Here is a 13,505-nt window from a genome sequence, read left to right on the forward strand (position 1 = left end):
ATCACAAGCCCGACCCCGCGGACGCTGGGTCATTGCTACGCTGGCCTTCCTGGTGACCCTGTGGTCGCAGTATGGAAACCTGGCGCAACTGTCGTTGCCAAGCAACGGCATGGCAAACGCCGCGCGCACGGGCGTTGATTTGTTGTTTTTGCCCAACGAGCGCCTGCGCGACGCTTTCCTGCGCATGCAAGTCAGCGATACGCCCGAACCCCGCATCCTGGTGGTCGACATCGACGAGGCCTCGCTGACCGAACTCGGCCCCTGGCCATGGCCCCGTGAGCGCCTGGCCCACCTGGTCGAGATCCTCCTGACTGAATACAGCGCGCGCGGGGTCGCCCTCGACATCGTGCTGCCATCCGCCAGCGGCACGCCAGGGGACATGCGCCTGGCCCTGCTGGCCCGGCATGGCCCGGTGGTGCCGGCCCAGGCCTTCGACTTCGCCCAGCAGCGGGTGCGCGACGGGCGCCTGGGCGGCGCCACCACACTATATAAGAGCGGCATTCCCGCCACCGGCTACGTCGGCAACTACCCTGCCCTGGCCGAGGCGCCGCACATCGGCGCAATCGGTTTCATCCCCGACCCCGATGGCGCCCTGCGGCGCGTGCCGCTCGTCACCCGGTTCGATGGCCGCCACTATCCGGCGCTGGCGCTGGCCCTGGTGAACTGCTGCGCGGGCAAGGGTCCCTTGCAAATCGAGGACACTGGCTTGATGCGCGTACCCTACCGGCGCGACTGGTCGGCATACACCGTGGTGAGCGCGGCCGACATCCTGGCCCAGCGCATCGTGCCCGCCAGTGCGGCCAGGCGCCTGGTAATCGTCGGCTCCTCGTCGCTGGGCATGGCCGACCGGGTCGAGACCCCGCTGGCGGCCAGCCGCCCGGGCCTGGGCGTGCAGGCGACGATCCTGTCCGCCCTGCTCGACCGCCAGGAAGGCAAGCTGCCTGCGCCCTGGCCCGGGCGCCTGATCGCCTGCCTGTACGCGCTGGTTTCGGTCGTGGCCTGCATGCTGCTGTTCCCGCGCCTGTCGGCCGCCGCCAGCGTCGGACTGCTTGCCGTTGGATCGGCGGTGTGGCTGGCGCTGGCCTATGTGGTGAGCGCCCACGACCCGGATTTCGCCCCGGTGGGGCCGCTGGCCACCAATCTGTTCCTGCTGGCGGTGGCGGTGCCCTACCAGTGGCAGGTGGCGCAAGGACGCTCGCGCCACCTGCTGCAGACGCTGCGCCAGTACGTGGCCCCGGCCGTGGTCGAGGAATTGCTGCGCAGCGAAGAAGAAGACCCGCTACGCCCACGCCAGCGCGACGTGACCACGCTGGTGGCGGACATGGAAGGCTATACCGGCCAGGTGGAGACCCTGCCGGTGGCCGAGGCGGCGCAACTCACGCGCGACTTCCTCGACTGCCTGACCGGTCCCGTGATCGACCACCAGGGCACCCTCGACAAATACACCGGCGACGGCATGATGGCCTTCTGGGGTGCGCCGCTGCCGATGGAGCAGCATGCCGACCTGGCGCTGGACGCCGCCCAGGCCATCACGCGCCGGGTGGCCGCCCTGAGCCGCCGGCGCGAACGCGCCGGTTTCAAGCCGCTGCGTGTGCGGATCGGCATCGAAAGCGGGATCGCGATGGCCGGCGACTTTGGCACCAGCTTCAGAAGCATCTATACTGCGGTTGGCGACAGCGTCAACACGGCGGCCCGGCTCGAGCAGGTCGCCCGCGATTTCCCCCACAACGTCATCATCGGCCCCGGCGCCGTCGAACGTGCGCGCCGGCACCGTTTCCTCGCCCTGGGCGAGCGCCTGCTGCGCGGTAAAGAAAAACCAACGCCTTTGTATACCTTCGATTCCAGCATGAACCATCCGGCCACGCCCCAGGCGGCAGCGGCTGCCGCACCAGGGCCGCTCGCATGATGCCGCGGTTTCCCGTTCATCTTCTCGCCGGCTTGCTGGCCTGGGCGCCGGCATTGGCGCCGGCCCAGGACATCGGCACCGATACGCCATCGGAAAACGCCGCCGGTGCGCACCAGGACGCGCTTTACCAGAACGCGCTGCAGTCGCTGGCCGAAGGCCGCAAGACCGACGCCTCGCAAACCCTGGCGCGCCTGATCGAACAGGCCCCCCAGCACGCCGGCGCGCTGATCGACCTGGCGCTGATCCAGTGCAGCCTGGGCAATGCGGACGAGGCAGAACGCCTGTTCGCCACCATCGAGACCCGTTTTTCGCCGACCCGCGAAATCCTGGAGCTGATCGGCGAAGCGCGCGACAGCGGCTGCAAGCCGGTGGCCCCGGCCAGCTCGGCCGGCATCAATTTCGGCCGTGGCATCGACGACAACGTCAACCAGGGCGCCAGCAATTCGACCTTCATCGTCACCGGCCCGAACGGCGACGTCGAACTGCCGCTGCTGGAAGACTTCCTGCCCAAGCGCGACGGCTACACCGTGCTGGGCGCCGACTACGTGCGCGCGCTGGGCAGCAACGGCAGCCTCGGTTTCCTGCAATTCCAGCAGCGCCGCTACGACAGCATGCGCGCCTACGACACCGGCGCGCTGTATGGCGGCATCGAATCGCCATGGCGCTTCGGCGCCTGGACCCTGCGCACCACGGGCTCACTGGGCGTGACGACCATGGGCGGCCGGCTCTACCAGAAGCAGGCCCAGGCGCAGGCAAGGGTAGCCCCGCCGCTGCCGCTGCCCTCCAATACCCAGCTCTACCTGACCGCCAGCGCCACCCATACCGAATACCTGACCCTGCGCACCTTCGACTCCGACGTGCTGGAGGCGCGTGCGCTGCTGGCCCACCAGGCCGGCCTGCTCTCCACCAGCGCCACCTTCGGCCTGCTGAGCGACCGCGCGCGCAGCGACCGTCCGGGCGGCAACCGCCATGGCAATTACCTGACGCTGACGCTGCGCCGGCCGCTCGGCTGGGACACCAGCGGCGAGCTGGCCTGGACACGCCAGCAGTGGGACAGCGCCTCGCCCTACTCGCCCGAACTGCTGATCGGCCAGGTCCGCGCCCAGCGCACCCAGGTGCTGCGCGCGGCCCTGACCTGGCAGCTTGCCAAGAACCAGACTGTTGCGCTAGAGGGACGCATGGTCCGCAACCGGGAAAACATCAGCATCTTTCAGTACAATAACCGTCAGCTACAGCTGAGTTGGCAATGGCAATACCCTTGATTCCAGCCTTGCCGCCGCTGGTTTCAATGAAAGGGAAGCATTGCCGATGGCCCCAGATGTGATCGTGTTTGCCTGCGCCGCGGCCGGGCTCGGGGCCGGCTGCCTGGTGCCCAACCGCTGGCTACCCCCATTGCCCAACGACAAGTTGCTGCATTTCGCCGCCTTTGCCCTGCTCACCGTGCTGGCCCTGCGGGTCGCCCAGGGACGCGTCGAAACCGCCTGGTGGCTGGCCGGCCTGCTGGTCGGCGGCTGGCTGCTCGAATGCCTGCAAGGCCTGGTGCCCGACCGGCGCTTTTGCTGGCGCGACCTGGCCGCCAACGCGGCCGGTATCGCCTTTGTCGCCCTCCCCGCCTTCGCCATCGGGCATTTTTGACGAAACCTGACCCATCGATGAGTTCTTCCGCCAAGCTTCCCCAGCGCCGTGACCAACCCGAACCGCCCGCACCGCAGGAGGTCCAGGAACGCCAGGTCCAGATCCACCTGCGCAAGATTCCGCTGCTGTCCGAGCTGACGGACGAGGAAATCCTGCAGGTGCGCGGCGAATTGCGCTTCCGCCACTACCCCAAGCGGTCGGTGGTGCTGCACAAGGGCGGCAGCGGCGACGGCCTGCTGTTCCTGCTGTCGGGCCACCTGCAGGTGGTGGACGTAACGGAAGACGGCCGCTCGGTCGGCCTGCGCATGCTGTCGGCCGGCGACTTCTTCGGCGAAATCGCCCTGATCAACGATTCGACCCGCTCGGCCTCGGTGGTGGCGACCACCGAAGTGCTGGTGGCCTTCTTGCCGGCCACGGTCGCGCTGCACCTGTTCTCGCATTCGCCCTCGGTGGCGCGCAAGATGCTGGGCCACCTGGCGCAGAAGATCCAGCGCGATTCCGAATTCCGCGCCCTGCTCAGCATCAACAACACGACCCGCCGCATCTTCACCTATATCGCGCTGATGCAGCACACCCCGGGGCCGGACGGCACCCGCGTGGTGGAGAACCTGCCGACCCACCAGGATATCGCGAACATGATCAATACCAGCCGCGAAACGGTGACGCGGGCGCTGTTGACGCTGGTGCAGCAGGGGGTGGTGCAGAAGGATGCGCACCGCTTGATCATTCTGGATCCGGATGCTTTGCAGAGGCTGGTGCAGGGGGGGTGATGTCCGGGTCGCCGCGTCGGGCGGCCCGGCAGGAAAAACGATCAGGCCTTCAGATCGGCAACGAACCGATGCAGGCCGACGCCAGCCATCCCGGCCGCGCCGGGATGGCCGCGCCACCGGCTATCAGGCCTTCTTGCGGCGGCTGGCGCCGATTGCCGCGACGCCCAGCAGGGTCAGGGCGATCGTTGCCGGCTCCGGTACGTCCGACTGGCGGGTGAAGACGTAATTGTTCGAGGTGGAGGCATTGCCGACGTGGTCGCGGATGTAGGCAGACCAGTCGCCATTGCCTTGGCCACCGTAGCTGTAACCGTTGCCGTCGAGGTCTTCGTTGATGTTCTCACCCAGGCCGACATTGCCGCCGCCATTGTTCAGGTGGTTGATCTGGCCATAACCGTCGTACCACGCGAGGTGGTTAACGAAATTGTCGACGGTGCTGATGGCATACGCGCTGCCTGGGGCAACGGCGCCGAACACCAGCGTTGCCGCTTCGATGCCGTTATAGGTCACGCCATTGGTCTGCCAGCTTGGGCCACCGGCGACGTTGAACATGCCGATGTATTTCCACGATTGGTTGTTCGCGTCGAGGTAGGTATTGCCGACAACTGGTGCGGCGGTAGCGCCGGCACTGACGCAAAGGGCCAGGACTGCGGTGGTGAGAAAGCGTTTCATGTTCATCCCTTTTAATTGTTTATGGCAGGAACTAAGCACGTAACGTGCCAGCACTATAAGTTGCTGATTTTAAACAATGTTCAAATTAAACTAATTTTTCCTGTAAAGAATATCGACACCACATGCCGGTGTGCGATCACTACCCTCGCAGCCTGCTGCGCCAGTGGCGGCACTGGACGACGCGTGATACATTTGTGGCATGCCCGCCCGCCTGCCGGCTTCCTCGCCCCCCTCGGAGACCACCATGAGCACCCTGACCGGCAACAGCCTCGACACGAAGCGCAGCCTCGGAAAAAGCATCTCCTACGTCGTCGCGGCGACCGCCGCCGTGCTGATGATTCCGCTGGTGGCGATGCAGTTCACCGGTGAAGTCGACTGGACCGTCTCGGATTTCGTCGTGATGGGTATCTTGCTGATGGTGACCGGGCTGGCGTTTGTGTTTGCGTCGCGCAAGGTGAAGTCGGCGAAGCAGCGCGTGCTTGTGGGTGGGGCGATTGCGCTGGCGTTCGTGTATGTGTGGGCGGAGCTGGCGGTGGGGATTTTTACCAATTTGGGTAGTTGAGCAGGGAGGGCGTAAAACCAGTGCATGAAAGGCCAGCGCCTCAATTCGACCGTGATTTGAACGCGCGGGCGAGGGACTCGCCCACCCTACGTATAGACGAGCTCCCCCCGCGCGTCTGCCTGCTACACCTCCGTGACAACTTCTTATTGACTTACGACAAGATGTTACATCTGTAACAACGGAGCGGCTGTTGGATGAAGTATAATTTCGGGCTCATCCGGCTCAGCCATTCCACATGACCACAACCCTGACGCACCCGACCGGGGCGCTGCCAGCACGGGCCGCCTCATGATCTCGCCCCTGATGCTGCGAGGCCTGTGGGCCTACCGCGGTTTCGTGCTGGGCAGCGTCAAGCGCGAATTCCAGTCGAAATACGTGAACGCCATGCTCGGCGCCGTCTGGTCCGTGCTGAGTCCGCTCGCGATGATCCTCGTCTACACCGTGATCTTTTCCGAGGTCATGCGTGCCAAGCTGCCCGGCAACGACTCCGGCGCGGCCTATTCGATCTACCTGTGCGCCGGCATCCTGACCTGGGGCCTGTTCGCCGAGATCGTCGCGCGCGGCCAGAACATGTTCCTCGAGCAGGCCAACCTGATCAAGAAGATCAGCTTCCCGCGCATCTGCCTGCCGCTGATCGTCGTGCTCAATGCGCTGGTCAATTTCGGCATCATCTTCGGGCTGTTCGCCGTCTTCCTGATCGCGACCGGCAACTTCCCGGGCCTCGTGTTCTTTGCCATCGTCCCGGTCCTGCTGCTGCAGATCCTGTTGGCCATCGGCCTGGGCATGGTCAGCGGCATCCTGAACGTGTTCTTCCGCGACGTCGGCCAGTTCGTCACCATCGCCATGCAATTCTGGTTTTGGCTCACGCCCATCGTCTACCCGGCCAGCATCCTGCCGGAAGCGGTGCGGCCGGTGCTGGTCTACAACCCGATGGCCGCCGTGGTGCAGGCGCACCAGCAGATCCTGGTCGAAGGCCGGCTGCCCGACTGGAATTCCCTGATTCCCGCAGCCCTGATGGCGCTGCTGCTGTGCATCCTCGGCATGCGCCTGTTCCGCAAGCGCTCGGGCGAGATGGTGGACGAACTCTGATGGGCACGATCGTCGTCTCCAAGCTGGGCAAGGCCTACAAGCAGTACCCGACGCGCTGGTCGCGCCTGGGCGAATGGCTGCTGCCGATGCGCGGCCCGCGCCACAAGCTCAAATGGGTGCTGACCGACATCAGCTTCCAGGTCGCGCCCGGCGAAGCGGTGGGCCTGATCGGCATCAACGGGGCGGGCAAGAGCACCCTGCTCAAGCTCATCACCGGCACCACCCAGCCGACCACCGGCACGGTGGCGATGCAGGGCCGCGTGGCGGCGTTGCTGGAGTTGGGCATGGGCTTCCATCCCGATTTCACCGGCCGCCAGAACGTCTACATGGCCGGCCAGCTGCTGGGCATGACCGTGCCCGAGATCACGGCGCTGATGCCGCAGATCGAGGATTTTGCCGGCATCGGCGAGTACATGGACCAGCCGGTGCGCGTCTACTCGAGCGGCATGCAGATGCGGGTGGCCTTTTCGGTCGCCACCGCGCGCCGCCCGGACATCCTGATCGTGGACGAAGCGCTGTCGGTGGGCGACGCCTATTTCCAGCACAAGAGTTTCGACCGCATCCGCCAGTTCCGCAAGGAGGGCACCACCCTGCTGCTGGTCTCGCACGACAAGCAGGCGATCCAGTCGGTGTGCGACCGCGCCATCCTGCTCGACGGCGGGCGCCTGGCCAAGGAAGGCCGGCCGGAAGAAATCATGGACTACTACAACGCCATGATCGCCGAGCGCGAAAACGAGACCGTGCGCCTGAACGGCACCTCCGGCGGCAAGGTGCAGACGGTGTCCGGCACCGGCGAAGCCACCGTTTCCGACATCGCGCTGATCGACGAGACGGGAGCGCGGGTCGAAGTGGTCGATGTCGGCGCCGCCGTGACGCTGGAAGTGCGGGTGCAGGCCAAGGCCGCGATCCCGCGCATGGTGCTCGGCTATATGATCAAGGACCGCCTCGGCCAGCCGATGTACGGCACCAATACCCACCTCAAGGGACTGCCGCTGGAGGCCGTGGGCGCCGGCGAAGAAGTGGTCTACCGCTTCGCCTTTCCGATGAACCTCGGCCCCGGCACCTATTCGGTCGCGACCGCGATCGTCAGCACCGAGACCCACCTGGTGAACAACTACGAGTGGCGCGACCTGGCCCTGGTGTTCACCGTGATGAACATGCGCCGCCCGCACTTCGAGGGTTCGGCCTGGCTCGACCCGGCCATCGACATCCAACGCACATGACATTGATTTCCTACGCCCAGAACCTCGAGGACGTGCTGCTGTGGCGCGTGCTCGGCCACGTGAAAAACGGCTTCTACATCGACGTCGGCGCCAACGATCCCGAAGAGCATTCGGTGACCAAGGCCTTCTACGACGCCGGCTGGCGCGGCATCAGCATCGAGCCGCTGCCCAGCTTCCACCAGGCCTTCCTCGACCAGCGCCCGCGCGACGTCAACCTGGCGGTGGCCGCCGGCAGCGCGGACGGCGAACTGACCTTGTACGACGTACCGGCCGTGCGCGGCTGGGCCTCGCCCGAAGAGTCGGTGGCCGAGCTGCACCGGTCAGAAGGACACGAGGTCGCCGAAATGACGGTGCCGGTGCGCACCCTGGCCTCGGTCTGCGCAGAGCACGTCGATGGCGAGATCCACTTCCTGAAAGTCGACGTCGAAGGCTTCGAAGGTGAAGTGCTGCGCGGGATGGACTTCGCGCGCTGGCGCCCGTGGGTGCTGGTGATCGAAGCGACCCTGCCGAACAGCCGCGCCACCAACCACGCCAGTTGGGAGCACCTGGTCGTGGCCCAGCGTTACCGCTTCGCCTGGTTCGATGGCCTGAACCGCTATTACGTGGCCGAAGAACACGCGGACCTGATGGCGCATTTCGGCATCCAGCCGAACGTGTTCGACGACTATATTTCGCACCACCTCGACAAGGCGTGGGCGTCGTCGAAGGAACTGACGCGCTCCCTGCGCGAATCCGAGCGCCATGCCGCCGAAACCGGCCAGCGTGTCGCCGAACTGCATGAACAGCTCGATGCGGCCTGGACCCGTGCCGAACGGTTGGCGCAGGAAAAGATGCATGCCGACGCCAGCATCATCGCGCTGCAGCAGGCGGTCGCCGCGGAACAGGCCAACGCCGAAAAACTGCTGGCCTGGGCCAAGAGCCTGGAAACGACGGTCATTGCCACCCACAACAGCACCTCCTGGAAGATCACCCGTCCAGTGCGCGCGCTCGGCTACCTGGTCCATTCGCTGCGCCGGCCGGAGCTCGTGCGCCGCATCCTCACCCGCCTGACCCGCAACGAGGCGCTGCGCCGCCTCATCATCCCGGTGCTGCTGCGCTTCCCGCCGCTGGGCCGCCGCGTGCAGGCCTCGCTGGCGGCCCTCAAGCAGTTGCCCCCAGAACCGCTGCCGGAAGGCGTCAAGCCGGTGCCGGACGAGCTGCGCGGCGTGCCGGCCTCGGTGCGCCTGGTGCTGTCCGACCTGGAACAGGCGCGCCGCCGCCACATCGGCCGCCCCGAGACCAAGGCTTAAACAATCATGCGTATCGTTATCGATCTTCTCGAACACCCGGGCCGCGTCGATGCGGCCGCGCTCGCGCTGGTGCAGGAACTGCTGCGCCAGGCCGGGCCGCGCGAGGTATATGTCGCCGTGCCGCTGCAGGACCCGCTGACCATCGAAACCCTGCGCTCATGCGGCCTGCTGCCGCGCGAGCGCATGCGCGCCTTCGACCTGCCGGCCGGGGGCCGGGTGCGCGCCCTGGTGCGCCGGCATGCGCTGGCCAGCCTCAATCCAGGCGTGGTGCTGGCGCCGGTGCGCGCGGCCGGCAAGCGCGCCGCCGGGGCAGAGGCCACGCCCTACCCGGTGCTGGAAACCGAATGCCGCGGCGTGAACGTGGCGACCCTGCTCACGGCACTCGACGCCACCGCGGCCGAAACACTCCCGCCGCCGCCAGCCGCGCGGCCACGGCTGGCCTATGTCTCGCCGCTGCCGCCGGAAAAATCGGGCATCGCCGACTACAGCGCCGAACTGGTGCCGCAACTGGCGCAGTATTACGACATCGAGCTGGTGGTGGACCAAAGCCCGGAAGGCCTTACCGACCCGCGCCTGGCCGGCATGCCGCTACGCAGCGCCGCCTGGCTGCGCGAGCACGCGCATGAACTCGACCGTGTGGTCTACCACTTCGGCAATTCGCACGCCCACAAGCACATGTTCGAGCTGGTGCGCGAGGTGCCCGGCATCGTCGTGCTGCACGACTTTTATCTCTCCGGCGTACTGGACAACCTCGAGCGCGAGGAATACCTCGACAAGGGCTTCCTGCAGGCGCTGTACGAGTCGCACGGTTATACCGGCCTGCTCGGACACCGCAAGCAAGGCCGCAACCCGTCGATCTGGAAATACCCGCTCAACAAGGGTGTGCTCGACAACGCCACCGGCGTCATCGTCCATTCCGACTTCTCGCGCGAACTGGCGGTGCAGTGGTATGGACAAGGCGCGGCCGACGGCTGGCGCACCATCCCGCTGCTGCGCGGCCGCCCGGACGGCAGCGTATCGCAGGAGGCGCGCAGCGCGGCCCGCGCCGCCCTGGGGCTGGAAGCCGATGCCTTCGTGGTCGCGAGCTTCGGCATGCTGGGCCGCACCAAGCTCAATGCCGAGCTGCTGGAAGCCTTCCTCGCGTCGCCGCTGGCACTCGATCCCGATTGCCACCTGGTTTTTGTGGGCGAAAACGATCCCGGCCCGTATGGCGAGGAGCTGCGCGAAAAAATCCTCGCCAGCCCCGCGGCGGGCCGCATCCGCATTACCGGCTTCGTCGATGCCGCGGTCTACGGCAGCTACCTGGCCGCCGCCGACGCCGCCGTGCAGCTGCGCTCGTCCACGCGCGGCGAGACGTCTGCCGCGGTGCTCGACTGCCTGCTGTATGGCCTGCCGACCATCGTCAACGCCCACGGCTCGGCCGCTTCCCTGCCCGATTCGCTGCTGGTGAAACTGCCGGACGAATTCGCGGTGGGCCAGCTGGTCGCGGCGCTTGCCGGCCTGCGCGGCGACGCCGCCTTGCGCGCGCGCTTGTCGGCGCGCGCGCTCGGGCACATGGCCGAACACCATGCGCCGGCCCACGTCGGCGCGCTCTACCGCGACGCCATCGAGGATTTCGCGCGCCACGGCGAGCATGCCGCCTACCAGGCGCTGGTGCGCGCGGTAGCCCCGCTGTGCCCGGCCCAGGAATTGCAGCAGCTGGCCGCCGCCATCGCCTTCAACCGTGCCCCGGCCCAGCCGCGCCAGTTGCTGGTGGACGTCTCGGCGGTGGTGCAGTCCGACCTCAAGACCGGCATCCAGCGCGTGGTGCGCAGCATCCTGCTGGCGATGATCGCCGACCCGCCACCGGGCTTCCGGATCGAACCGGTGTATTCGCACGGCGGCAACCGCAGCTACCATTACGCGCGCCGCTTCGGCCTGAACATGGTGGGTGAAACCGAGCTGGCGCTGGAAGACGCGCCGGTCGATCTGCGCCCCGGCGACATCTTCTTCGGCCTCGACCTGTTCACCACCGGCACCTCGCAAAACGAAGCCCTGCTGCTGTCGATGCGCGACCGCGGCGTCGGCATCTATTTCGTGGTGTTCGACATCCTGCCGATGCTGCGTCCGGACGTCTTCCCCTTCGGGACCGAGCAGTATTTCGGCGACTTCCTGCGCACCGTGCACAAGGTGTCCGACGGCGTGCTGTGCATCTCGCGCGCGGTGGCCGACGAACTGGCCGGCTGGATCGGGCGCGAAGGCCTCAAGCGCCGCACGCCTTTGCTGCTGGGCCACTTCCACCTCGGCGCCGACATCAATGCCAGCGCGCCGAGCTTCGGGCTGCCGCCCGATGCCGACCAGGTGCTGGCAGCGCTCGGCGAGCGCCCGAGCTTCCTGATGGTGGGCACGGTGGAGCCGCGCAAGGGCCACACCCAGGCGCTGGCCGCTTTTGAGCTGCTGTGGGAACGCGGCGAGGACGTCAACCTGGTGGTGGTCGGCAAGCAGGGCTGGATGATGGAAAAGCTGTGCGAGCGCATGGCCGCGCATCCGGAAAAATCGAAGCGCCTGTTCTGGCTGCCGGGGATCTCGGACGAGATGCTGCTCAAGCTCTACGCCGGCTCGGCCGCCCTGCTGGCGCCGTCCGAAGGCGAAGGCTTCGGCCTGCCGCTGATCGAAGCGGCCCAGAAGGGCATCCCGATCCTGGCGCGCAGCCTGCCGGTGTTCCGCGAAGTGGCGGGCGAACACGCCTATTATTTCGACGGACTGGCCCCGCAAGACCTGGCTGCCGCCGTCCAGGCCTGGCTGGCGCTGCAGCGCGAGGGAAAAGCGCCGCAATCGACCGGCATGCCCTGGCTGACCTGGGACGGCGCCGCGCAGCAGGTGCTGGACGCGCTGGTGCGCCAGCAGTGGTACCGCACTTTACCTGGGACAGACGAACGCCATGCTTGAACGGGACGTCGAAGGCAGCCTGCAGCGGCCCCTGGTAGTCGACCTGGACGGCACGCTGATCCATTCCGACCTGCTGTGGGAATCGATCGTGCTGTTCCTGAAGACGAACATCCTGCGCGCCTGGCTGCTGCCCTTCTGGCTCCTGGCGGGCAAGGCGGCGTTCAAGGAGCGCCTGGCGAACGCGGTCGAGCTCGATCCGGCCGCCCTGCCGTACGACCGCACGGTGCTGGCCCTGGTGAGCACCGAACGCGCGCGCGGGCGCACCGTGGTGCTGGCCACCGGCGCCCAGCGCCGCTTCGCCGAGCAGGTGGCAAATCACCTGGGCCTGTTCGACCTGGTGCTGGCAACCGGCGACGGCGTCAACCTGACTTCGCACAACAAGGCGCGGCGCCTGGCCGAACTCTATGGAGAACAGGGCTACGACTACATCGGCAATTCGCGCGCCGACCTGCCGGTGTGGCTGGGCTGCGCCCACCCGTGGTCGGTCACCTGCAAGCCCTTCCGCCTCAGTGACGGCCGCTCGACTCAACATTCGGGCAGCGTGCGCGCCGGAGCCGTTCCCGCCCTGCTGCGCGCCGTGCGCCCGCACCAGTGGCTGAAGAACCTGCTGGTATTCGTGCCGATGCTGGCCGGGCATGCGCTCGACCTGCCGACCTTCACCGCCTCGCTGGTCGCCTTCGTGGCCTTCTCGCTGTGCGCGTCCAGCGCCTACCTGCTCAACGATACGCTCGATGCCCAGGACGACCGCCTGCACCCGACCAAGCACCGGCGCCCGATCGCCTCCGGCGCCCTGCCGCTGCCGCTGGCGCTGGTGGCCAGCCCGCTGCTGGCGCTTGGCGCCATCGCACTGTGCGCCTCGTACAACGTGCTGCTGCTGGCGGCAGTGGGCGTGTATTTCATCTCTACCGTCGCCTATTCGGCCTGGCTGAAACGCCTGCTGATGATCGACATCGTCACGCTGGCCGTGCTGTACAGCCTGCGCCTGCTGGGCGGCGCCGCCGCGACCGGCATCCCGCCTTCGTTCTGGCTGCTGGCCTTTTCCTTCTTCATTTTTCTCAGCCTGGCGCTGCTCAAGCGCCACAGCGAATTGATCAACCTGCATAAAGACGGCAAGGACAAGACCCGCGGGCGCGGCTACACCACGGCCGACAAGACGCCGGTGGGCGTCATGGGGATCAACAGCGCTTTTGTGTCGGTGCTGATCTTCATGCTCTACTTTAATTCGAACAACGTGCTGGACCTTTACCGCACGCCCGAGTGGCTGGCCGGGATCCTGCCGCTGCTGGTGTTCTGGCTCGGCCGCCTGTGGGTGCTGTCCTTCCGCGGCCAGGTCAATGAAGACCCGGTCCTGTACGTCTGCAAGGACAAGACCAGCCTGGTGGTCATGGCCTGCTGCCTTGGCCTGGCCACCCTGGCCGCCTACTGAACATGAAG

Annotated in this window: 11 protein-coding genes; 10 read left to right on the plus strand and 1 reads right to left on the minus strand. The window is 66.8% G+C overall.

Going from position 1 to position 13,505, the window contains the following annotated elements; genetic code table 11:
* Positions 1 to 109 precede the first annotated feature (109 nt).
* The 4 genes from AC56LR_RS00660 to AC56LR_RS00675 are packed head-to-tail and all read left to right on the plus strand — an operon-like array spanning position 110 to position 4,311.
* On the plus strand, positions 110 to 1,906 hold the full coding sequence (locus AC56LR_RS00660) for a CHASE2 domain-containing protein (RefSeq protein WP_497126334.1): 1,797 nt from the start codon (positions 110 to 112) through the stop codon (positions 1,904 to 1,906).
* Positions 1,903 to 3,168 carry a tetratricopeptide repeat protein gene (locus AC56LR_RS00665; protein ID WP_497126336.1) on the plus strand — a complete coding sequence of 422 codons (1,266 nt, stop codon included), beginning with the start codon at positions 1,903 to 1,905 and terminating at the stop codon, positions 3,166 to 3,168. The genes AC56LR_RS00660 and AC56LR_RS00665 overlap by 4 nt, the downstream gene beginning before the upstream one ends.
* Before the next feature lie 46 nt (positions 3,169 to 3,214).
* Positions 3,215 to 3,541 carry a VanZ family protein gene (locus AC56LR_RS00670; RefSeq protein ID WP_497126338.1) on the plus strand — a complete coding sequence of 109 codons (327 nt, stop codon included), beginning with the start codon at positions 3,215 to 3,217 and terminating at the stop codon, positions 3,539 to 3,541.
* A gap of 17 nt (positions 3,542 to 3,558) precedes the next feature.
* Positions 3,559 to 4,311: a Crp/Fnr family transcriptional regulator gene (locus AC56LR_RS00675; RefSeq protein ID WP_497126340.1), complete on the plus strand. Its 753-nt coding sequence runs from the start codon at positions 3,559 to 3,561 to the stop codon at positions 4,309 to 4,311.
* Positions 4,312 to 4,434: 123 nt separating this feature from the next.
* Here AC56LR_RS00675 and AC56LR_RS00680 read toward each other — a convergent pair whose 3' ends face one another.
* On the minus strand, positions 4,435 to 4,980 hold the full coding sequence (locus AC56LR_RS00680; protein ID WP_497126342.1) for a PEP-CTERM sorting domain-containing protein: 546 nt from the start codon (positions 4,978 to 4,980) through the stop codon (positions 4,435 to 4,437).
* Positions 4,981 to 5,224: 244 nt separating this feature from the next.
* On the opposite strand from AC56LR_RS00680, the gene AC56LR_RS00685 reads away from it, so the two are divergent.
* The 6 genes from AC56LR_RS00685 to AC56LR_RS00710 all read left to right on the plus strand — a co-directional run bounded on the left by AC56LR_RS00685 (position 5,225) and on the right by AC56LR_RS00710 (position 13,497).
* Positions 5,225 to 5,542, plus strand: coding sequence for a hypothetical protein (locus AC56LR_RS00685; RefSeq protein WP_497126344.1), 318 nt, complete (start codon positions 5,225 to 5,227; stop codon positions 5,540 to 5,542).
* Positions 5,543 to 5,830: 288 nt separating this feature from the next.
* Positions 5,831 to 6,631: an ABC transporter permease gene (locus tag AC56LR_RS00690; protein WP_497126346.1), complete on the plus strand. Its 801-nt coding sequence runs from the start codon at positions 5,831 to 5,833 to the stop codon at positions 6,629 to 6,631.
* Positions 6,631 to 7,854 (plus strand): ABC transporter ATP-binding protein, encoded by a 1,224-nt coding sequence (locus tag AC56LR_RS00695; RefSeq protein ID WP_497126348.1) that lies wholly within the window; start codon positions 6,631 to 6,633, stop codon positions 7,852 to 7,854. The genes AC56LR_RS00690 and AC56LR_RS00695 overlap by 1 nt, the downstream gene beginning before the upstream one ends.
* Positions 7,851 to 9,143 (plus strand): FkbM family methyltransferase, encoded by a 1,293-nt coding sequence (locus tag AC56LR_RS00700; protein WP_497126350.1) that lies wholly within the window; start codon positions 7,851 to 7,853, stop codon positions 9,141 to 9,143. The genes AC56LR_RS00695 and AC56LR_RS00700 overlap by 4 nt, the downstream gene beginning before the upstream one ends.
* A 6-nt stretch (positions 9,144 to 9,149) precedes the next feature.
* The gene (locus AC56LR_RS00705; RefSeq protein WP_497126352.1) at positions 9,150 to 12,071 is read left to right on the plus strand and encodes a glycosyltransferase; all 2,922 of its coding nucleotides are present in this window, start codon (positions 9,150 to 9,152) and stop codon (positions 12,069 to 12,071) included.
* Complete coding sequence (locus tag AC56LR_RS00710; RefSeq protein WP_497126354.1) at positions 12,064 to 13,497, plus strand: UbiA family prenyltransferase; 1,434 nt, start codon at positions 12,064 to 12,066, stop codon at positions 13,495 to 13,497. Before AC56LR_RS00705 ends, AC56LR_RS00710 begins: the two co-directional genes overlap by 8 nt.
* The last annotated feature ends 8 nt before the right edge of the window (positions 13,498 to 13,505 follow it).

It is taken from the genome of Telluria sp. ZT3P39, from assembly GCF_059685935.1.